General features: G+C 52.7%; 21 protein-coding genes. 17 read left to right on the top strand and 4 right to left on the bottom strand.

The window, feature by feature from the left end:
- The first annotated feature begins 92 nt into the window (after positions 1-92).
- Positions 93-449: a ComEA family DNA-binding protein gene (locus DQM29_RS11325; protein ID WP_111740790.1), complete on the top strand. Its 357-nt coding sequence runs from the start codon at positions 93-95 to the stop codon at positions 447-449.
- 10 nt (positions 450-459) lie between these two features.
- On the opposite strand, the gene queC is transcribed toward DQM29_RS11325, so the two are convergent.
- Positions 460-1,149: a 7-cyano-7-deazaguanine synthase QueC gene (gene queC / locus DQM29_RS11320; protein WP_111740789.1), complete on the bottom strand. Its 690-nt coding sequence runs from the start codon at positions 1,147-1,149 to the stop codon at positions 460-462.
- Positions 1,150-1,501: 352 nt separating this feature from the next.
- On the opposite strand from queC, the gene pdxB reads away from it, so the two are divergent.
- The 10 genes from pdxB (at position 1,502) to DQM29_RS11270 (ending at position 11,380) form a co-directional block, all read left to right on the top strand.
- Entirely contained in the window at positions 1,502-2,641 is a 1,140-nt protein-coding gene (gene pdxB, locus DQM29_RS11315; RefSeq protein WP_111740788.1) for a 4-phosphoerythronate dehydrogenase PdxB, read from the top strand.
- A gap of 116 nt (positions 2,642-2,757) precedes the next feature.
- Entirely contained in the window at positions 2,758-3,768 is a 1,011-nt protein-coding gene (locus DQM29_RS11310) for an aspartate-semialdehyde dehydrogenase (RefSeq protein ID WP_111740787.1), read from the top strand.
- The gene (truA, locus tag DQM29_RS11305; RefSeq protein ID WP_111740786.1) at positions 3,768-4,577 is read left to right on the top strand and encodes a tRNA pseudouridine(38-40) synthase TruA; all 810 of its coding nucleotides are present in this window, start codon (positions 3,768-3,770) and stop codon (positions 4,575-4,577) included. The genes DQM29_RS11310 and truA overlap by 1 nt, the downstream gene beginning before the upstream one ends.
- An 8-nt stretch (positions 4,578-4,585) precedes the next feature.
- Entirely contained in the window at positions 4,586-5,251 is a 666-nt protein-coding gene (locus DQM29_RS11300) for a DedA family protein (RefSeq protein ID WP_111740785.1), read from the top strand.
- A gap of 184 nt (positions 5,252-5,435) precedes the next feature.
- On the top strand, positions 5,436-6,365 hold the full coding sequence (gene accD / locus DQM29_RS11295; RefSeq protein ID WP_111740784.1) for an acetyl-CoA carboxylase, carboxyltransferase subunit beta: 930 nt from the start codon (positions 5,436-5,438) through the stop codon (positions 6,363-6,365).
- Positions 6,366-6,452: 87 nt separating this feature from the next.
- The gene (folC, locus tag DQM29_RS11290; RefSeq protein WP_111740783.1) at positions 6,453-7,724 is read left to right on the top strand and encodes a bifunctional tetrahydrofolate synthase/dihydrofolate synthase; all 1,272 of its coding nucleotides are present in this window, start codon (positions 6,453-6,455) and stop codon (positions 7,722-7,724) included.
- Positions 7,717-8,439: a cell division protein DedD gene (gene dedD, locus DQM29_RS11285; protein WP_111740782.1), complete on the top strand. Its 723-nt coding sequence runs from the start codon at positions 7,717-7,719 to the stop codon at positions 8,437-8,439. The genes folC and dedD overlap by 8 nt, the downstream gene beginning before the upstream one ends.
- 131 nt (positions 8,440-8,570) lie before the next feature.
- Positions 8,571-9,065: a colicin V production protein gene (gene cvpA, locus DQM29_RS11280; protein ID WP_111742074.1), complete on the top strand. Its 495-nt coding sequence runs from the start codon at positions 8,571-8,573 to the stop codon at positions 9,063-9,065.
- Between the two features lie 48 nt (positions 9,066-9,113).
- On the top strand, positions 9,114-10,631 hold the full coding sequence (gene purF, locus DQM29_RS11275; protein WP_111740781.1) for an amidophosphoribosyltransferase: 1,518 nt from the start codon (positions 9,114-9,116) through the stop codon (positions 10,629-10,631).
- 179 nt (positions 10,632-10,810) lie between these two features.
- Positions 10,811-11,380: a UbiX family flavin prenyltransferase gene (locus DQM29_RS11270; protein ID WP_111742073.1), complete on the top strand. Its 570-nt coding sequence runs from the start codon at positions 10,811-10,813 to the stop codon at positions 11,378-11,380.
- 15 nt (positions 11,381-11,395) lie between these two features.
- Here the strand turns inward: DQM29_RS11270 and DQM29_RS11265 are convergent, their stop codons facing one another.
- On the bottom strand, positions 11,396-12,298 hold the full coding sequence (locus DQM29_RS11265) for a TIGR01777 family oxidoreductase (RefSeq protein ID WP_111740780.1): 903 nt from the start codon (positions 12,296-12,298) through the stop codon (positions 11,396-11,398).
- 252 nt (positions 12,299-12,550) lie between these two features.
- On the opposite strand from DQM29_RS11265, the gene yfcE reads away from it, so the two are divergent.
- The 3 genes from yfcE to DQM29_RS11250 are packed head-to-tail and all read left to right on the top strand — an operon-like array spanning position 12,551 to position 14,191.
- Positions 12,551-13,096, top strand: a complete 546-nt coding sequence (gene yfcE, locus DQM29_RS11260) for a phosphodiesterase (RefSeq protein ID WP_111740779.1) — start codon at positions 12,551-12,553, stop codon at positions 13,094-13,096.
- A 14-nt stretch (positions 13,097-13,110) separates the two neighbouring features.
- Entirely contained in the window at positions 13,111-13,656 is a 546-nt protein-coding gene (gene yfcD, locus DQM29_RS11255; RefSeq protein WP_111740778.1) for an NUDIX hydrolase YfcD, read from the top strand.
- Entirely contained in the window at positions 13,646-14,191 is a 546-nt protein-coding gene (locus tag DQM29_RS11250) for a hypothetical protein (RefSeq protein WP_145960364.1), read from the top strand. The genes yfcD and DQM29_RS11250 overlap by 11 nt, the downstream gene beginning before the upstream one ends.
- A 73-nt stretch (positions 14,192-14,264) precedes the next feature.
- Here the strand turns inward: DQM29_RS11250 and pta are convergent, their stop codons facing one another.
- Together pta and ackA are read right to left on the bottom strand one after the other, a co-directional pair.
- Positions 14,265-16,421: a phosphate acetyltransferase gene (gene pta, locus DQM29_RS11245; protein ID WP_111740776.1), complete on the bottom strand. Its 2,157-nt coding sequence runs from the start codon at positions 16,419-16,421 to the stop codon at positions 14,265-14,267.
- Between the two features lie 74 nt (positions 16,422-16,495).
- Positions 16,496-17,698, bottom strand: a complete 1,203-nt coding sequence (gene ackA / locus DQM29_RS11240) for an acetate kinase (protein ID WP_111740775.1) — start codon at positions 17,696-17,698, stop codon at positions 16,496-16,498.
- A 399-nt stretch (positions 17,699-18,097) separates the two neighbouring features.
- Here ackA and yfbV point away from each other — a divergent pair, with 399 nt between their 5' ends.
- The 3 genes from yfbV (at position 18,098) to DQM29_RS11225 (ending at position 19,977) form a co-directional block, all read left to right on the top strand.
- On the top strand, positions 18,098-18,550 hold the full coding sequence (gene yfbV, locus DQM29_RS11235) for a terminus macrodomain insulation protein YfbV (RefSeq protein ID WP_111740774.1): 453 nt from the start codon (positions 18,098-18,100) through the stop codon (positions 18,548-18,550).
- 196 nt (positions 18,551-18,746) lie between these two features.
- Complete coding sequence (locus DQM29_RS11230) at positions 18,747-19,253, top strand: YfbU family protein (RefSeq protein WP_111740773.1); 507 nt, start codon at positions 18,747-18,749, stop codon at positions 19,251-19,253.
- 73 nt (positions 19,254-19,326) lie between these two features.
- The gene (locus tag DQM29_RS11225; RefSeq protein ID WP_111740772.1) at positions 19,327-19,977 is read left to right on the top strand and encodes a sugar phosphatase; all 651 of its coding nucleotides are present in this window, start codon (positions 19,327-19,329) and stop codon (positions 19,975-19,977) included.
- Positions 19,978-20,011 lie beyond the last annotated feature (34 nt).

Raw genomic sequence — 20,011 nt, 5'->3', positions numbered from 1 at the left:
TTTTGCTGATTGTTCATTTTTACCGATCCCCGCAATGTACTCCTGCCGCAGCGTGCGGCGCATTCATTAATCCAATGAGAAGGAGTCATACAATGAAAAAATCGGTTTCAACACTATTGACGGTTCTATTTTCCGGTTCTCTGCTGTTTTCGAGCCTGGCATATGCACAAGAGAGTCAGCCGGAGGCAGCGTCGACGCCGCCCACTACAGTGGAACAGCCTGCCGCAGCCAAAGGAAAAAAGGCGCTGATAAACGAGCAGGTCAGCATCAATCAGGCAACGGCGGAGGCGCTGTCGGAAGTGATGCTGGGTATTGGGTTGAAAAAAGCGCAGAGCATTGTGAACTACCGCGAGCAGAATGGGCCTTTTTCCAGCATTGAGCAGCTTCAGGACGTTCCCGGCATTGGGCTTGCTACCGTTGAGCGCAATCTTTCTCGCCTGAAGCTGTAGCGCGTTTCCGTTACGGGAGGGCGAGCTTCTGCTTGACCTCCCTCAGAATGACCGGCCGGTTTTCCAGATAGCGGTTAAGGCCATTCGCCCTTAAGCGACAGGCGGCACATTCTCCACAGCCGTCTCCCTGAATGCCGTTATAGCAGCTTAGTGTCTGGTGGCGTATCAGGTCGAGGCTATCATAGTAGTCAGCCAGAGCCCAGGTTTCGGCTTTGTTGAGCCACATTAGCGGTGTAACTAGTTTAAGATCGTAGTCCATACCAAGGCGCAGGGCGACGTTAAGCGCTTTGACAAACTCGTCTCGGCAGTCTGGGTAGCCGGAGAAGTCGGTTTCGCATACGCCGGTGATAACGGCCTCAGCCTTGATTTGATAGGCATAGATGCCGGCCAGTGTCAGAAACAGAATGTTTCGACCGGGCACGAACGTATTGGGAACGCCGTCTTCAACCTGTGCCGGTACAGGGATGTTGTCTCTGGTTAGGCTGCTGACAGCAAGTTCGTTAAGCAGACTGACGTCCATGACTTTATGTGCCGCAGCCTTCAGGCTTAGGGCAAGAGCTTTTGCACAGTCAATTTCTGCACGATGGCGCTGACCGTAATCGAAAGTGACGCAGTGTACTTCATCATAGTTGGCCAGAGCCTGTATCAAGCAGGTTGTTGAGTCCTGACCACCGCTAAAGACGACGACTGCACGCTTCATATTTCGCTCCGTAAAAAGAAATTAGTGAAGGTTGAAAGAGGGGGGAGAAACGCCCCAGAGCGCAGGAGCAGGGCGGACAAATCGTTCTGCATCCATGTACTTTCGAGCCATTCTTCATTACATTGTACTGAAATAACAGTGTACTGAAATAACAGTGTACTGAAATAACAGTGTACTGAATTAGCATTGTACCCAATTGGTTGACAATCGTATAAGCGTATAAGGGTTACGCGATGTGACTGACAGAATATAGACGGTTGCCTGAACGGTCGTCTTTTTGTGCTGCTGAGACTTTTTTCACTGTCTGAGCTGTGGTTTTCCCAGGGAGCGGACATTACAAGAGAATGCGAATGTGAAAATTCTGGCGGATGAGAATATGCCCTATGCCCGAGAGCTTTTTGGGCGACTGGGAGAGGTGGAGCTTGTTGCTGGGCGCGGTTTGACGCCTGTAAGACTCAATGGTGCGGACGTCCTGATGGTGCGTTCGGTGACGAAGGTTAACGGCGAATTGTTGAGCGGCACGGGAGTGAAGTTTGTCGGTTCAGCGACCGCAGGCACTGACCATGTCGACAACCTTTGGCTAAAGCAGCACGGCATTGGTTTTTCCAGTGCCCCCGGCTGTAACGCGATCGCCGTAGTGGAATACGTTATCTCCTCTTTACTAACGCTGGCCGAGCGCGACGGCTTTCTCCTTAAGGACAAGGTTGTTGGCATCGTAGGCGTAGGTAACGTGGGATCGCGGCTGAACAATCGCCTGAGTGCTATGGGGGTCAAAACGCTGCTGTGCGATCCTCCTCGTGAGAAAAATGGCGATAAGAATAGCGATGGAGAAACCTTCTGGCCGTTGGAAAAACTGGTGAAAGAGGCGGACGTGCTGACGTTCCATACGCCGCTAATTAAAGACGGCGAGTATAAAACCTTTCACATGGCTGATGACAGTTTACTCTCTTCGCTCCCCGATGGGCGGATTTTGATTAACGCCAGCCGGGGGGCCGTGGTTGATAATATTGCGTTGCTTAGGGCGTTGGAAAAAGGCAAAAAGCTTCATACCGTGCTTGACGTCTGGGAGCCGGAGCCCGATTTGATTGTGCCGCTGCTGCACCGTGTGGATATCGGCACAGCCCATATTGCTGGCTACTCGTTAGAAGGCAAAGCACGCGGTACTACGCAGATTTATCAGGCACTCAGTGAGTATCTAGGTCGACCAGAGCGAATCACGCTGTCGTCGCTGCTGCCTCAGGCTGAGTTTAACCGAATTCGCTTTTGTGGCGAGCTTGATGAAGCTCGGCTAAAACGACTGGTGCATTTAGTGTATGATGTTCGCCGCGATGATGGCCCTTTACGCAGAGCCGCTGGCATCAAGGGCGAGTTTGACCGCCTGCGAAAAGAGTACGTTGAGCGCCGAGAGTGGTCCTCACTGCTGGTAGAGTGCGATAGCGCGGAAACGGCAGAACGTCTGAGGCAGTTGGGATTTACGACCTCGCTCTTGTAATCTACGCAGCAAATAAAGAAAACAGAGGCTTTTTATTGAAAGGCCTCTGTTGTTGCGTTTCTGTGTAATGACGCTTTAACTATCTATTCTGTTTATTTATTTTCGGAGAATTCTGTATGACTGACGGATGGCAAATTGCTGTTCTTGGCGCAACCGGTGCTGTGGGTGAGGCGCTGCTCGAACTGCTTCAAGAGCGCGAGTTTCCCGTTGGCGAGCTCTATCTTTTAGCCAGCGAGCGCTCAGCCGGTGAAAATATTCGCTTTAATGGCAAGAGTCATATCGTACAGGATGCGGCAGAGTTTGACTGGTCTTTAGCCCAAATGGCATTTTTCGTTGCGGGCTCGGAGGCGTCTTTACGCTATGCGCAAGCGGCAGCAGACGATGGCTGCATTGTTATCGATAGCAGCGGCATTTTCGCGCTGGAGCCTGACGTGCCACTGGTTGTCCCTGGTGTTAACGACTCTGCGCTGTCTGAGTACCGAAACCGCAACATTATTTCCGTTGCTGGCAGCCTGACGGCTCAACTGTTAACAGCAGTAAAACCGCTTTCTGAAGCTGCTGGGCTCGCCCGTCTACAGGCCACGGTGATGCTGGCTGCGTCTTCTTACGGTAAGGCGGCAGTGGATGAACTTGCAGGGCAAAGCGCCAAGCTGCTCAACGGGTTGCCGATAGAAGAGGGCATTTTTACACGGCAGCTGGCATTTAACCTGCTTCCCCTTATGCCGGATGCAGAAGGCAGCGTGCCTGAAGAGCGTCGCGCGGTAGATGAAGTACGTAAAGTTCTTCAGGACGACACTTTACCTGTATCCGTTTCATGCGTTTTGTCATCGGTATTCTACGGTCACGGGCAGATAGTCCATTTTGAAGGCATGAGAGAAATGTCTCCTGAAGAGGCCACTCAGGCCTTAGAAGGCGCTGATGACATTCAGCTCAGCGAAGAGGGCGACTACCCGACTCAGGTTGGCGACGCGACGGGAAACCCGCATTTGAGTATTGGCTGCCTGCGCGGTGACTACGGCCAGCCGGAACGCCTGCAATTCTGGTCTGTGGCGGATAATGTCCGCTTTGGCGGCGCGCTGATGGCGGTGAAAACTGCGGAGAGCCTGGTTCGGGAGTACCTGTACTGATGTCTTCAGGCGTGAAGATTGCGTTAGGCATTGAGTATGACGGCAGCCGTTATTATGGCTGGCAGCGTCAACAGGAAGTTGCCAGCGTTCAGGGCGAGCTGGAAAAAGCGCTGAGCCAGGTTGCGAACAGCCCCGTCACCGTATTTTGTGCCGGAAGAACCGATGCTGGCGTGCATGCGACTGGGCAGGTAGTGCACTTTGAAACCGAGGTGCAAAGAAAAGACGTGGCCTGGACGCTGGGCGTTAATGCCAATCTCCCGTCGGACATCGCCGTAAGGTGGGTAAAAAACGTGGAGCCGGATTTTCACGCGCGGTTTAGCGCAACGGCTCGCCGCTACCGCTATATTATTTATAATCACCGCCTGCGGCCTGCGATTCTCGGGCGCGGCGTGAGTCATTTTCATCTGCCTTTGGATGAAGAGCGTATGCACCGAGCTGGGCAGAGTCTGCTGGGAGAAAATGACTTCACTTCTTTCCGCGCAGTGCAGTGTCAGTCCCGCACGCCGTGGAGGAATGTAAATCATTTAAAGGTCACGCGACACGGGCCCTACGTCGTGGTAGACATAAAGGCCAATGCGTTTGTTCACCATATGGTGAGGAACATTGTTGGCAGCCTGTTGGAAATCGGCTGCGGTAATCAGGAAGAAGGCTGGATGGCGGAGCTGTTGGCGGCTAAGGACCGCACTCAGGCGGCGGCAACGGCTAAGGCCGAAGGCCTGTATCTGGTTTCTGTGGACTATCCAGAGCGTTTTGCGCTTCCTGCATTGCCTATTGGGCCGCTATTTTTGAATAACGATCTTGGTGAATAAATCCCGTTATGGAATACATTACCTATCTGATTGATTTTATCCTGCATATCGATGTGCATCTGGCGCAGATTTTTGAAAACTACGGTATGTGGGTTTACGGCATTCTGTTTTTGATTCTGTTTTGTGAAACCGGTTTGGTGGTGACACCGTTTTTACCCGGTGACTCCCTGCTTTTTGTCGCCGGTGCACTTGCTGCGCTGCCGGGTAACGATATTAACGTACACCTTATGGCGCTATTAATGATTACTGCCGCTATTATCGGTGATGCGGTGAACTATACGATTGGCAGGCTGTTTGGGGAGAGGCTGTTTAAAAACCCTAATTCCCGAATTTTTCGGAGAAGCTATCTGGATAAAACCCACGCCTTTTACGAACGCCACGGCGGAAAAACCATTATTTTAGCGAGGTTTGTCCCCATTGTGCGGACATTTGCGCCCTTTGTGGCGGGAATGGGGCATATGAGCTATCGTCACTTTGCCGCCTATAATGTGATTGGCGCAGTGGTCTGGGTTGTGTTGTTCACCTATGCAGGATATATTTTCGGCGATTTGAAAATCGTGCAGGAGAACCTGAAACTGCTGATTGTTGCGATTATCATTATTTCTATTATGCCCGGTGTTATAGAGGTGCTGCGTCACCGCAGGGCGGCAGCGAAGAACAAAAACGTACAGTAAAACAACGAACGCTGCACAAATTACGTTGAGAATGTGGGGCTCCGACAAGTTTTATTCCACTCTGTCGGGGTGATATGGTTTAATGGACGGCGTCTTTGTGTTCGACACCGGCTGTCGCTGCTAAAGAACGATTTTCGTCTGGCAGCGAGGCCTGCGAGTCGCCGATTTAAACAGAAAGGTCATCATGAGCTGGATTGAAAGAATTTTAAGTAAAAGCAGCACGCCTACGCGCAAGGCCAGTATTCCTGAAGGGGTGTGGACCAAGTGCGACAGCTGTGGGCAGGTGCTCTATCGCGCCGAACTGGATCGCAATCTGGAAGTTTGTCCGAAGTGCGATCACCATATGCGCATCACCGCGCGCGCGCGTTTACACAGTTTCCTAGACGAAGGCAGCGAAACGGAGTTGGGCAGTGAGCTTGAGCCCAAGGATCTGCTGAAGTTTAAAGACTCTAAAAAATACAAAGATCGTCTGTCTGCGGCTCAGAAAGAGACTAACGAAAAAGACGCCATGGTCGTGATGAAGGGCACTCTGCACGGAATGCCTGTCGTTGCTGCCGCGTTTGAGTTTTCTTTTATGGGCGGCTCTATGGCGTCCGTTGTCGGCGCTCGCTTTGTTAGAGCGGTTGAACAGGCGCTGGAAGACGGTTGTCCTTTAGTTTGCTTCTCTACCAGCGGCGGCGCTCGTATGCAGGAGTCGCTGTTCTCACTGATGCAGATGGCGAAAACCAGCGCAGCGCTAGCGAAAATGCAGGAACGCGGGCTTCCCTATATCTCCGTTCTGACCGATCCTACGATGGGCGGTGTATCGGCAAGTTTGGCTATGCTGGGTGACGTCAACGTTGCCGAGCCTAAGGCGCTTATCGGTTTTGCCGGTCCTCGCGTTATTGAACAGACCGTTCGCGAGAAGCTGCCTCCAGGGTTCCAGCGCAGTGAGTTTTTGATCGAGAAAGGCGCAATCGACATGATTGTTCGTCGGACAGAAATGCGCGACCGCTTGGCGGGTTTGCTGGCCAAGATGACGCATCAGCCTCAGCCTCACGAGGGTGATGAGATCGTTGTCGCCGAAAGCGATGAGCCGGAAACGGTGGCGAAGCCCGAACAGCCCGCCGAATAGTTTTTCGGCTCGTTCGCGACAAACTGTCAATCAGCGGCCCGAGCGTTCGGGCCGATGGGTGAAACCGTAGCTAAGTGAACGGGAATCATGAAAGAGCTGGACATACCTCAAGCCACGTCGCCTCTCGCCGCGTGGCTTTACTATCTTGAGCGCTTGCACAGTCAGGCTATTGAACTGGGACTGGAGCGCGTTCGTGCCGTCGCGGCATCACTCGATCTTCTTCATCCTGCCCCCTTTATTTTCACTGTCGCTGGCACCAACGGTAAGGGAACCACCTGCCGCACGCTGGAAGCGATTCTTATGGCGCAGGGGCTACGCGTCGGCGTTTATAGCTCTCCTCATCTTGTACGCTATACCGAACGGGTGAGAATTCAGGGCGTAGAGCTGGCGGAGAGTGAACACAGTCAGGCCTTTTCCCGCATTGAGCAGGGGAGAGGAAGCACATCCCTGACCTACTTTGAATTTGGCACGCTGTCCGCGCTAGATCTGTTTAAGCGCGCAGGGCTTGATGCTGTGATTTTGGAAGTAGGGCTGGGTGGTCGACTGGACGCCACAAATATTGTTGACCCTAACGTTGCCGTTGTTACCAGCATCGCGCTAGACCATACCGACTGGCTTGGCGCCGATCGCGAAGCCATTGGCCGAGAAAAGGCCGGTATTTTTCGTGCTGATAAGCCTGCGGTAGTGGGCGAGCCGGACATGCCAAGCTCTATTGCTGATGTTGCCGCAGAGACGAGAGCGACTCTTTATCGGCGTGGAGTGGACTGGTCGTTTGATGAGCCTAGAGAAGGCGTATGGCGCTGGCAATCAAAGGATATTGAGTTGGATAACCTGCCGGAACCCTTGGTTCCTCTGCCGAATGCGGCGACGGCGCTGGCGGCGCTTTGCTATTCTGGGCTGAACGTTGAGCCTGACGCTATTCGTCAAGGATTAACGCAGGCATCGCTACCCGGCCGTTTTCAGACCATCGGCGAGAAGCCGCTGAGAATTTTAGACGTGGCCCACAATCCCCACGCGGCGGCCTATCTAGCTCAGCGCCTGTCGTCTTTGCCAAAATCCGGCGGTCGCGTTTATGCCGTAGTGGGGATGCTGGCGGATAAAGATATCGCAGGCACGCTGGCATGCCTGAAGCCTCAGGTGGACATCTGGTACTGCGCTCCCCTTGAGGGGCCTCGCGGCGCCAAGGCCGAACTTTTGGCCGAGCATCTACCCGGCGCCAGAATATTTACCGACGTGGCACAGGCCTGGCAGCAGGCGCTGAAAGATGCGCGCCCCGAAGACACTATTGTGGTTTGCGGCTCGTTTCATACCGTTGCTCACGTGATGGAAGCACAGTCAGAGGGAGAACAGCATGGCTAGTCAGTTTCAAAACAGGCTGGTTGGTGCAGTTATTATTGTCGCCATTGGCGTGATCGTACTGCCCAACCTGTTTGATGGTAAAAAGAAGCACTATGAAGACACGTTTGCTTCTATTCCGCTGGTGCCCAAAGAGGGTGACGATCAGAATACCGAAATTTTACCGTCGGTGAACCATAACCTGCCGCAGACACCGCCAGCGGCCAGCGGTAGTTCCGATGACAAACAGGGACAGGGCGCTTCTGCTCAAACAGCGGGAACGACCCCGCCAGATACCGCACCGCCAACGTCTCCGCCAAAAGAAACATCAACAGCAGGCACCGCAGGCGCGACCGCAACAGGTACCACAGCGTCAACAAAGCCGGAAAGTAAACCTGCCGAGGCGAAGCCGGTGACTAAGCCGGAAGCTGAGAAGCCTAAGGACAAGCCCAAAGATAAGCCAGTAGACAAGCCTCAGGAAAAGGCGCCTGTCGGGCAGGCCTATATTGTTCAGCTCGGTGCGTTAAAGAATGCAGACAGGGTTAATGAGCTGGTGGCAACGCTGCGCCTGTCGGGATATCGGGTCTACACTATTCCTGCCACGCCGGTTCAGGGTAAAGTGACGCGCCTTATCGTTGGGCCTGACCCGTCAAAACAGAAGCTGGAGTCTGCTTTGCCGGAGCTTAATCGCCTGACGGGCCTCAGCGGGCAGGTTAAAGCATATACAACTGCACGGTAACGTTTGCTTACCGATAAAATCGATACGCAAACGTTTTCTTTTTCTGGTAAAATGCGCCGCAACGCGACGGCGTAGTATTTTGTATAGGTAAATTGTATGAAGTTTTACGTCACTGCATGGATGTGGGTATGCTGAACTGGGTTGACTATGTCATTATCGGCGTTATTGCCTTTTCTCTTCTGGTCAGCCTGATTCGTGGGTTCGTTCGTGAAGCGCTGTCGTTGGTGACCTGGGTTGCGGCGTTTTTTGTCGCCAGTCGTTTTTATCCCTACCTGACGGTCTACTTTACGCAGTTTCAGGACGAGCTGATACGTAATGCCATTGCCATTGCCGCGTTGTTTGTTGCGACGCTAATTGTGGGTGCTATCGTTAACTATGTGATTGGGTCTTTGGTTAAACATACGGGGCTTTCCGGTACAGATCGCGTACTGGGTATCTGCTTCGGTGCGCTGCGCGGTGTGCTGATTGTTGCTGCTCTGCTGTTTTTCCTCGATTCCTTTACGGCGTTTTCTCAAAGCGAAGCCTGGGTTCAGTCTCAGCTGATCCCGCAATTTAGCCCACTAATCAAATGGTTCTTTGACCATTTACAGAGTTCGTCGAGTTTTCTGCCGAACGCAATACCCTAGCGAGTTAACGGGGGTTGCGGTCGGCGATACTGATGAGGAAGAGACAGCATGTGCGGTATTGTCGGCATTGTCGGGTTCACCCCCGTAAACCAGTCTATTTATGATGCACTAACGGTGCTTCAGCACCGCGGGCAGGACGCCGCGGGCATAGTCACTATTGATGAAAACAATAACTTTCGCCTGAGAAAGGCCAACGGACTGGTTAAAGACGTGTTTGAAATGCGGCACATGCAGCGCCTGCAGGGCACGCTCGGCATCGGCCACGTTCGCTATCCGACTGCCGGCAGCTCTAGCGCTTCAGAGGCGCAGCCGTTTTATGTGAACTCCCCCTACGGTATTTCTTTAGCCCACAACGGCAATTTAACCAACGCCCACGAGCTGCGAGACAAGCTGTTTGAAGTTGCCCGTCGCCACGTCAATACTTCGTCTGACTCTGAAGTGCTCCTTAATATTCTAGCCAGCGAATTGGATAACTTTCGTCACTATCCGCTGACGCCAGAGGATATCTTTACCTCGGTGCGCAATACTCACCGCCTGATCCGCGGTGCCTATGCCTGCGTTGCTTTGATTATCGGCCACGGCATGCTGGCATTTCGCGATCCTAACGGCATTCGTCCCTTAGTCATCGGTAAGCGCAAGCTGGATGACGGCAGGCAGGAATATATGGTGGCCTCAGAGAGCGTGGCGCTGGATACGCTTGGTTTTGAATTTATGCGTGACGTTGAACCGGGAGAGGCCGTTTACGTGACGCTGGAAGGGCAGCTGTTTACCGAACCGTGTGCCGATAATCCGCAGAATCACCCGTGCCTGTTTGAATACGTCTATTTTTCCCGCCCGGATTCGTTTATTAGCAAAATCTCTGTTTACAGTGCCCGTGTGCGGATGGGAAAAACGCTGGGAGAGAAGATCGCCAGAGAGTGGGACGATTTGGATATCGACGTCGTGATCCCCATCCCTGAGACCTCTTGCGATATTGCGTTGGAAATTGCCCGCATTCTGGATAAGCCATACCGACAGGGCTTTGTGAAAAACCGCTACGTGGGGCGCACGTTTATTATGCCCGGTCAGCAGAAGAGAAAGGAATCCGTACGCCGCAAGCTGAACGCCAATCGGGCCGAGTTCCGCGATAAATGTGTGCTGCTGGTGGACGACTCCATCGTGCGCGGCACCACTTCTGAACAGATTGTTGAAATGGCGCGGGAAGCGGGAGCCAAGAAGGTCTATCTGGCCTCTGCGGCACCTGAAGTTCGTTTTCCTAACGTGTACGGCATTGATATGCCAAGCGCCAATGAGCTGATTGCTCACGGCCGAGACGTGGCGGAAATTAACCGTATCATTGGTGCCGATGCGCTAATTTTCCAAGATCTAGACGATCTGGTTGAGGCCGTGCGAGATGATAATCAGGACATCGAAAAGTTTGAAAGCTCGGTGTTTGACGGGATTTATGTTACTAACGATATCGATCAGCATTATCTCAACTATCTTGACGGTCTGCGCAACGATGACGTGAAGGCAGAGCGTGAGCATCAGAGCGTAGAGAATCTCGAGATCTATAACGAAGGCTGATTTAGCAGCCGGTTGTTCCCCGCACCCAAATAGGCGCGATCCTCTGTTTTTACCTGCGGGTAAGTGAAGGTCGCGCCTTTTTCTTCTATGAATAAGTTTCTCTATGATTAAGATTGATTAAGGCCAGTGATTGCGGCAAAGTCTGTGGTCAAACAGAGAGGAAGGACGCGATCCCCATGATGAAAAGACTGATTGTTGGCATTTCAGGCGCCAGCGGTGCACTGTACGGCGTACGCCTGCTACAGGTATTGAAAGACTGCCCGCAGATTGAAAGCCATTTGATCATGAGCCAGGCTGCCCGTCAGACGCTGTCGTTGGAGACAGACTTTTCTTTGCGCGAAGTGACCGAGCTGGCAGACGTGGTTCACGACGTGCGTGACATCGCCGCTTCCGTCTCTTCCGGATCTTTTCGCTGTCACGGAATGGTCATTCTTCCCTGTTCGATGAAAACCCTTTCGGCCATCGTCAATAGCTATACGGACGAACTGCTGAGCCGGGCAGCAGACGTAACGTTAAAAGAGAGAAAGCCGCTAGTGTTATGCGTGCGGGAAACGCCGCTGCATCTAGGCCATCTTCGCCTGATGACTCAGGCTGCCGAACTGGGTGCGGTTATTATGCCGCCGATGCCGGCCTTTTATCATCGGCCTGAAACCATCGGAGATATCATCGACCAAACCGTTTGTCGCGTGCTGGATCAGTTCGATATTGAAACCGATCTGTTTACCCGCTGGCAGGGCGGCAAGTCCTGATGGCTGCTATTCCAGTTAGCCAACGGGAAACAGGTTTTTAAACGCGTTCTCCAGCTCGGAATAGCTAAACTCAAATCCTGCATCTTCCAGCCGCTTGGGCAGCGCTCTCTGCCCGCCAAGAACTAATATTGAGGCTTCACCCATCAGCAGACGGACGGCAAAGGCTGGCGTGCGGAACAGGTGTGGTCTGTCGAGAGCGGACGCTAGCAGGTCGGTAAACAGTTCGTTGTGAACGGGGTAAGGGGCAACCATATTAAAAGGGCCCTGAAGAACCGGCGTATTGAGTAAAAACAGGATACCGTTCACCATGTCGTCGATGTGTATCCAGGGCATATACTGAAGCCCAGAGCCTAAAGGGCCACCGAGCCCGGCCTTGAAGATCGGCATCATTTTAGCCAGTGCGCCCCCTTCCGTTGACAGCACGATGCCGGTACGAAGAAGACAAACTCGCGTTTTTTCACTTTGCGCCTGAAGGGCTTCGGCCTCCCAGCGTTGGCACAGCATGTGGGTAAACTCACTGTGGGGCGTTTCATCCTCCGTCACAATGCTTTGCCCCTGATCGCCGTAATAGCCAACCGCTGAACCGGAGATGAAAACCGACGGCGGTGTGTGGCTTTCCTGTATCAGCTTGCTAATCTGAGCAGTTAGCTGCCAGCGGCTCTGACAAAGGCGATGTTTCTGCTCGTCGGTCCAACGCTTGTCGGCAATGGGCTCTCCAGCCAGATTAATCACAGCGTCAACGTTGTCCAATGAGGGGAGGTGGTCTAAAGAGTTTAAGATAGAGACTGATTCGCCAAACAGCGCTCTGGCCTTGTCAGAGCTGCGGGTTAGCAGCGTAACCTCATGCGACTGAGAAAGAAGCTTCTTGGTGAGAGGGCGTCCGATAAGGCCGGTTGCGCCGGTGATCAGTATATGCATGGGCGATCTCCTGAAACTGCCGTAACGGGTTGAACCGTCTTGCACAAAAGAGAAAATACAGTGTGACTACCTTAATCATAGCGAACTCGTGGCGCAATAGCGTTTGATGGCTCACAACATCAGTAGATTTTTTATTGCTCTATCTGTTTCATAAGGTGCTTTCGGGGCTTATCGCTATATAGAGAAACCATCGCATGACGCGGTAAAGTGCGGTATATTTGCCGACACGTTTAGTTTCAGGGTAGCGTATCAATGAAGCTGATGTTTGCTTCCGATTTGCACGGCTCTCTGCCCGCCACCGAAAAGGTGCTGGAGCAGTTCGTTCGCCTAAAGGCCGATCGGTTGATTTTACTGGGCGACCTGATGTATCACGGGCCGCGCAACCCTCTTCCCGAAGGGTATGCGCCCGCTGAGGTGGCCGATAGGCTTAACAGCGTTGCTGAGCGCATTATTGCCGTACGGGGAAACTGTGACAGCGAAGTCGATCAGATGCTGCTGACGTTTCCCATTGAGGCAACCTGGCAGCAGGTATTGCTTGAGGATCGGCGGCTTTTTCTGACACACGGCCACCATTATCATCCGCAAAAGCTGCCTCCGTTGGGCGCAGGCGACGTTTTTGTTTACGGGCATACTCACATTCCTCAGGCAGAAAAATGGGAACAGCTGTTCCTGTTTAACCCCGGCTCGGTCAGTCTGCCCAAAGGCGGCCATCCGGCAAGCTTTGGGCTGCTGGATGAGGGGGAACTTCGGGTCATGACGCTATCGCAGGGGCAAACCCTCGTTCAGGTATCTTTATAAAAGGTTTTTCATAGATGGAAGAGCAAAGCCAGGCAGCACGCATCGAGTGGGTTGATGTGGTCGATGAAAATAATAACGTGATGGCGCAGGCCACGCGTCAGCAGATGCGGCAAAAAAATCTTCGTCACAGAGCGACCTACATTGTTGTGCATAACGGAATGGACAAGGTGCTGGTTCAGCGCCGCACGCAAAATAAGGATTTCTATCCGGGATGGCTGGATGCTGCCGCAGGCGGCGTTGTGCAGAAGGGCGAAGATATGCTGGCTTCCGCTCGCCGCGAGGCAGAAGAGGAGTTGGGTATTGCCGATGTGCCGTTTGCCGATCACGGGACGTTTTACTACGAGTCCGAGAGCTGCATGGTATGGGGCGCGCTGTTTAGCTGCGTGTCTCATGGCCCGTTTGCGCTACAGGAAGACGAAGTAGAGAGCGTTCACTGGATGACGTTGGAAGAGATCAACCAGCGCGAGGAAGAGTTTACTCCTGACTCTATCAAGGCGCTGAACCTGTGGCTGACGCGCAATCCTGACGGAATGGGTCAGGCGGCTTCGGTTGAGCCATAGTCTTCCATCCGGCTTATTGCCTTTATCAAAGGCGTTTGCCGTGCGGCTTGGCCTCATGCTGGAGGCCGAGCTGATCAACTACAAATACTATCTTCCTTGGTGTAATGAGGTTATTCGGCGCGAAGATTCCCCACCTGACTGGATAATGGATCTCTATGAAGTAAAATATCAGCCGGATGCTATCAACATCGCCCGTTCCCATGCCTATTGGCGCCCGGCGGTTGTTTTCGAACGACCGGCTGATTTTTATGCGGCCTGTTTATTTATCAAGTATCACTACAGGATGATTTCCTGGGCGTCATTTTTGTTGGAATCAGGACGTTTCGTCGATTGTTGCAGTGAAGACAGCGTAGACTGTGAATACTTTTTTTGTATGCTCAACGAGCTTGAAGACAGCGAGTATAACTCTGCACTGGAGGCGATACAGGTCAAACAATTTGCAGAACGTTTTTCCGCTGATATCTCAGAGGTTGAAGGTCTTTATCGGTATTTTCTGTTTTATTTTCGACAGAATAAAAGCGCCGAAACGAAGTAGATTTCGGCGCTTTTTAATCAGTCTATGCATTTTTTCCGGGCCGCTTTTCAGCGGCCCGTTTTATTACACAGTCTTACTGAGCCGCGTTTTCGATCTGAACGGCCTGAATCGCTGTCAGAGCGATGGTATAGACAATATCGTCTACCAGTGCGCCGCGGGACAGGTCGTTAACCGGCTTGCGCATACCCTGCAGCATTGGCCCGATAGAGACCAGATCGGCAGAGCGCTGAACCGCTTTGTAAGTGGTGTTACCGGTGTTCAAGTCAGGGAAGATGAAGACCGTGGCTTTACCTGCAACCGGTGAGTTAGGGGCTTTGGAACGGGCTACGTCTGCCATGATGGCCGCATCGTACTGCAGTGGGCCGTCGATAACCAGATCTGGACGCTTTTCCTGAGCGAGGCGGGTCGCTTCGCGCACTTTTTCTACGTCGCTGCCGCTGCCGGAGTTGCCGGTAGAGTAGGAGATCATCGCTACGCGAGGATCGACACCGAAGGCTGCCGCAGAGTCAGCAGACTGAATCGCGATTTCTGCCAGCTGCTCAGCGGTTGGGTCTGGGTTAATGGCGCAGTCGCCGTAAACCAGAACCTGCTCAGGCAGCAGCATAAAGAACACGGAGGAAACCAGTGAACTACCCGGAGCCGTTTTAATCAGCTGAAGCGGCGGACGGATAGTGTTTGCAGTGGTGTGAACAGCACCGGAAACCAGACCGTCAACTTCACCCTGTTCCAGCATCAGCGTGCCGAGAACCACGTTATCCTGCAGCTGCTCGCGGGCAACGACCTCAGTCATGCCCTTGCTCTTACGCAGCTCAACCAGATGAGGCACATACTGCTCGCGAACGGCATCCGGATCGATGATTTCAATGCCTTTACCCAGCTCAACGCCCTGCGCTTCGGCAACGCGCTTAATTTCTTCTGGGTTACCTAGAAGGATACATTGAGCAATGCCGCGTTCGGCACAAATAACGGCAGCCTTGATGGTGCGCGGCTCGTCACCTTCTGGCAGCACAACGCGCTTGTTAGCTTTGCGAGCCAGCTCGGTCAGCTGATAGCGGAACGCCGGTGGAGACATGCGGCGTGAGCCTTCGGTGTTGGCGGTCAGTTGGTCAATCCACTCGCTGTTGATGTGGTTAGCGATGTGGTTTTGCGACAGCTCAATGCGCTCGTGGTCGTCTGACGGCGCTTCCAGACTGAAGCTTTGCAGAGACAGAGACGTTTGCCATGTGTTGGTATCAACCATAAACACAGGCAGACCGGTTTCGAACGCCTGTTCGCACAGCTTAGCGGTGCGATCGTCGATTTCGTAACCGCCAGTTAGCAGGATTGCGCCGATTTCAACGCCGTTCATGGCGGCAAGACAGGCGGCGACCAGAACGTCAGGACGATCCGCAGAGGCAACCAGTAGGGAACCAGGGCGGAAGTGAGCCAGCATGTTAGGAATGCTGCGCGCACAGAACGTAATGGACTTGATGCGGCGAGTGCGGATCTGCCCTTCATTGATAATGCGCGCTTTCAGGTGATGAGCCATATCGATGGCGCGCGTAGCGATCAGGTCAACGTTCCATGGAACGCAGCCCAAAATCGGCAGGCTAGAGTTGCTGAACAGCTGGGCAGTGTCGACGTTGGCGATCTGCTTGGACTGAGAGGCATCGTCAAACATTTCTGACAGATCCGGACGGGTGCGACCCTGATCGTCAACCGGAGCATTCAGCTTGTTGATGATGACGCCGGTGATGTTTTCATTCTTACTGCCACCGAAGTTGGAGCGAGCCAGTTCGATGCGCTCTTTCAGCTGAGCCGGAGAATCTTTGCCCAGAGACATAACGAAAACGATTTCTGCACCCAGCGTTTTGGCGATTTCATAGTTCAGAGCGTTGGCGAACTGGTGCTTTGGCGTAGGAACCAGACCTTCGATCAGAACTACCTCAGAGCCTTTGGCACATTCTTGGTAGCGCTCAACAATGGTTTCCATCAGCACGTCCTGCTGGTTGTTGCTCAGCAGGCTTTCAACCAGCGTCATACTCAACGGTTCGGCTGTGGTGGCGTTAGAGTTTGCGCGCAGGATGGTGGTGGTTTGATCCGCCACGTTGTCACCAGAGCGGGACTGGGCTACGGGCTTGAACACGCCCAAACGGACGCCTTTGCGCTCCATAGCGCGTACGACACCGAGGCTGACGCTAGTCAGGCCTACGCTGGTGCCAGTAGGAATTAACATGATTGTACGAGACACGGCTAACCCTCTTTCGGTTGTGCTTTCGTCAAAACGACACCGCCAGCCTTAGCTGACGGTGTGACCTTCTATTCTTATGCAGCGAGACGGGCTGCGTCCTGCGCGATAACCAACTCTTCATTGGTTGGGATAATCAGCGCTGGGCGAGTGCCGTCTTTGGCGATGTTGCCTGACTTGCCGAAGCGGGCAGCCAGGTTGCGCTCGTGGTCAACAGCGAAGCCGAGCAGAGCCAGTTTATCTAGAGTCAGTTCGCGAACCATAGCTGCGTTTTCACCGATGCCGCCGGTGAAGATAACCGCGTCCAGACGACCGTCCATCAGTGACGTGTAGGCACCGATGTATTTGGCCAGACGGTGACAGAAAACGTCCATTGCGCGCTTGGCGTCAGCCTTTTCGGCATAGTTGTCTTCAACGTAGCGGCAGTCGCTAGTCACTTCAGTCAGACCCATCAGGCCAGACTCTTTGTTCAGCATGGTGTTGATCTGTTCCATGCTCATACCAAGCACGTCGTACATGTGGAAAATGATCGCCGGGTCGATGTCACCGCTGCGGGTGCCCATGACCAGACCTTCCAGCGGGGTCAGACCCATAGAAGTATCAACACACTTGCCGTTGCGAATAGCGGAAACAGAACCGCCGTTGCCCAGATGGCAGGTAATCACGTTCAGCTCATCTACGGACTTGTTCAGCATCTTGGCTGCTTCACGGCTCACATAGTAATGGCTGGTGCCGTGGAAACCGTAGCGACGCACGCCGTGATTTTTGTACAGGCTGTAGGGCAGGGCATACAGGAAGGATTCTTCCGGCATGGTCTGATGGAAAGCGGTATCAAAAACGGCCACGTTGTTATTCTTCAGAGAAGGGAACGCTTTGAAGGCTTCCTGAATGCCGATAAGACCAGCTGGGTTGTGCAGCGGCGCGAACGGCGCAGCGGCTTTGATGCCTTTCAGGACATCGTCAGTAATCACGACTGACTGAGTGAACTGCTCGCCGCCGTGTACGATGCGGTGGCCGATCGCCGTCAGGCTGTTTGACAGCTCTGGTTTTTGAGCCAGAATAGTATTAACGATGAAATTCAGAGCTTCGCTGTGGGCAGCGCCAGCTCCAAGGGCTTCTTCGTGCTTGCTTCCGTCCATTTTCCATTTGATACGGGCTTCTGGCAGACTGAAGCACTCGGCTAAACCAGAAAGGTGTTCTTCGCCATTGGCAGCATCAATGATGGCAAACTTCAGAGAAGAACTACCGCAGTTAAGAACCAGAACCAGCTTACTCGACATGAGAAGTACCTATTTTATTCGTGATTGGAAATAAAAAAGCCGGGAGCGTAGCGTCTGACGGTAGGGGAGATGCCCCTAAAATCGCCTTTTCGCCGCGTACCCGCGTGGTGTTTCTTGCTATTGTACACAATTGCCTGAAAACAGGTTATTGCTATTATTTATTACTTTTTAAACGGGCCCAGAGGGGCGCTGATTAGCATAATCCTGGCGCAGTTAAAAAGAAAACCAAATTACAAATTAAATTGATATTTATTAAACTACATCAAGTTTTTTATGTGTTTTTTTGAAAATTTGCTGTTTTTTTTGATTTCGTCCAATGCCCAAGCGCACGATTGTATCTGACAGTTGGCGCACGATAGGGTATAACTGTGGTGTGTGGGTAATTAGAGGCAATGCGCTATGAAACGTTCTTCAGGCTCTTTGGGCTGGCTGAAACTTTTTCAGCGCGGCCAAACCTACATGAAAACCTGGCCAACTGAAAAGCGCCTCAACGCGGTATTTCCCGAAAGCCGTATCGTTACCGCTACGCGTTTTGGTGTGCGCTTTATGCCGCCGATCGCTGTCTTTACGCTAGCGTGGCAAATCGCTATGAACGGCTCATTGGGTACTGCTGTGGCGACAGCCATTTTCGCCTGCAGTTTGCCGATGCAGGGTCTTTGGTGGTTAGGAAAGCGTTCATGCACCGTACTTCCTCCTTCACTCAGGCAGTGGTTCTTTTCCCTAAGAGATAAACTGTCCGAAGCCGGGCAGTCGTTTGAACCGCTGGAAGGGGAGCCTACCTACCAGCATTTAGCAGCGCTTCTCAAGCAGGCTTTTAGCCAATTAGACAAAACCTTTCTCGACGATCTGTAATCGTTTCAGCCAGCGGCCCGATCTGTTAAAGGCCGCTTTTTGATCTACTCCGCCTTTTCTCTCAAATATGCACAAAAAATTGCGCTAAACGGGTATCACTCTTTAGCGCAATGTGACATTCTCTAGCTATTAAGGACGCCCTCGGCGCGACCTGGACAGAATTATCTTTTGTTTTCAACGCGTAGGAGTTGTTATTGTGGAAATGACCAATGCTCAAAGACTGATTCTTTCTAATCAGTACAAAATGATGACGATGTTGGATCCTGAGAACGCTGAGCGCTATCGTCGTTTGCAGACTATTGTTGAGCGCGGTTTTGGCCTGCAGATGAAGGAGCTGGAGCGCGAGTTCGGTGAGCTCAGTGAGGAAACCTGTCGCACCATTATCAACATTATGGAAATGCACCACGCCCTGCGCGTTTCGTTTGAAAACCTGAGGGAGCATCTGAAAGACAAGGCCGAAATTGACGAACGCCGCATTGCGTTCCTAGGCTTCGACGCCGCGACTGAAGCGCGCTATTTAAGCTACGTTCGTTTTCTGGTGAACACCGAAGGTCGCTATACCCACTTTGATTCCGGTACGCACGGCTTCAACTCTCAAACCAAGATGTGGGACAAGTACCAGCGCATGCTGGCCATTTGGCAATCCTGCCCGCGTCAGTATCACCTTTGCGCAATAGAGATTTCGCAAATTATCAACGCCTGATTTATTCTTGATGACAGGACCCGCTTTATGCGGGTCTTTTCTCTTTGGCTGGATAAAAACGGGAAGGCAAAATTTGAACGGTAAAGGTTTTCTATTCGACCTAGACGGCACGCTGGTAAGCTCGCTGGCGGTGGTAGAGCGGGCATGGCTGACGCTGGCCGCTAAATACGCGCTCAATCCAAAAGAGGTGTTAGATTTTATTCACGGCAAGCAGGCTATCACCTCTCTGCGCCACTTTATGGCAGGCTACAGCGATGAAGACATTCAAAAGGAATTTAAGGCGCTGGAGCATCAGGAAACGATTGATACTGACGGCATCGTTGCGCTACCCGGCGCTGTTTTGCTGCTGAACCGGCTCAATGAGCTGGGTATTCCCTGGGCTATTGTTACTTCAGGCACGATCCCTATTGCTCAAGCGCGCAGTCGGGCGGCGGGGATACCTCAGCCGGAGGTATTTGTAACCGCCGAGCTGGTTGCCAGAGGCAAACCGGAGCCGGACGCTTATCTTCTCGGCGCTCAGCGCTTGGGCTTTTTACCCGAAGAGTGCATTGTTGTTGAAGACGCAGCAGCAGGCATTGCCTCCGGCCTAGCGGCGGGCTGTAAAGTCATTGCGGTCAATGCGGAAGCCACGCCGGATCTGGCGCGTGTTGATAAAGCGCTGTCGTCGCTGGAGCAAATCAGCGTTGCTTATGAAAATGGCGTTGTTAGACTGGCGTTTGAATAGCTTATATCGTCTATTTTGATATAAACCAAAGGCG

It is taken from the genome of Leminorella richardii, from assembly GCF_900478135.1.
GTDB classification, from domain to species: Bacteria; Pseudomonadota; Gammaproteobacteria; order Enterobacterales; family Enterobacteriaceae; genus Leminorella; species Leminorella richardii.
This window is presented reverse-complemented; position numbering and strand designations above follow the sequence as displayed.

What these genes read in the sequence shown, in the direction of transcription:
- DQM29_RS11325 (WP_111740790.1), top strand. Translation starts at nt 93, where the DNA reads ATGAAAAAATCGGTTTCAACACTATTGACGGTTCTATTTTCCGGTTCT.
- queC (WP_111740789.1), bottom strand. Translation starts at nt 1,149, where the DNA reads ATGAAGCGTGCAGTCGTCGTCTTTAGCGGTGGTCAGGACTCAACAACC.
- DQM29_RS11310 (WP_111740787.1), top strand. Translation starts at nt 2,758, where the DNA reads ATGACTGACGGATGGCAAATTGCTGTTCTTGGCGCAACCGGTGCTGTG.
- truA (WP_111740786.1), top strand. Translation starts at nt 3,768, where the DNA reads ATGTCTTCAGGCGTGAAGATTGCGTTAGGCATTGAGTATGACGGCAGC.
- DQM29_RS11300 (WP_111740785.1), top strand. Translation starts at nt 4,586, where the DNA reads ATGGAATACATTACCTATCTGATTGATTTTATCCTGCATATCGATGTG.
- accD (WP_111740784.1), top strand. Translation starts at nt 5,436, where the DNA reads ATGAGCTGGATTGAAAGAATTTTAAGTAAAAGCAGCACGCCTACGCGC.
- folC (WP_111740783.1), top strand. Translation starts at nt 6,453, where the DNA reads ATGAAAGAGCTGGACATACCTCAAGCCACGTCGCCTCTCGCCGCGTGG.
- dedD (WP_111740782.1), top strand. Translation starts at nt 7,717, where the DNA reads ATGGCTAGTCAGTTTCAAAACAGGCTGGTTGGTGCAGTTATTATTGTC.
- purF (WP_111740781.1), top strand. Translation starts at nt 9,114, where the DNA reads ATGTGCGGTATTGTCGGCATTGTCGGGTTCACCCCCGTAAACCAGTCT.
- DQM29_RS11270 (WP_111742073.1), top strand. Translation starts at nt 10,811, where the DNA reads ATGAAAAGACTGATTGTTGGCATTTCAGGCGCCAGCGGTGCACTGTAC.
- DQM29_RS11265 (WP_111740780.1), bottom strand. Translation starts at nt 12,298, where the DNA reads ATGCATATACTGATCACCGGCGCAACCGGCCTTATCGGACGCCCTCTC.
- yfcE (WP_111740779.1), top strand. Translation starts at nt 12,551, where the DNA reads ATGAAGCTGATGTTTGCTTCCGATTTGCACGGCTCTCTGCCCGCCACC.
- yfcD (WP_111740778.1), top strand. Translation starts at nt 13,111, where the DNA reads ATGGAAGAGCAAAGCCAGGCAGCACGCATCGAGTGGGTTGATGTGGTC.
- ackA (WP_111740775.1), bottom strand. Translation starts at nt 17,698, where the DNA reads ATGTCGAGTAAGCTGGTTCTGGTTCTTAACTGCGGTAGTTCTTCTCTG.
- yfbV (WP_111740774.1), top strand. Translation starts at nt 18,098, where the DNA reads ATGAAACGTTCTTCAGGCTCTTTGGGCTGGCTGAAACTTTTTCAGCGC.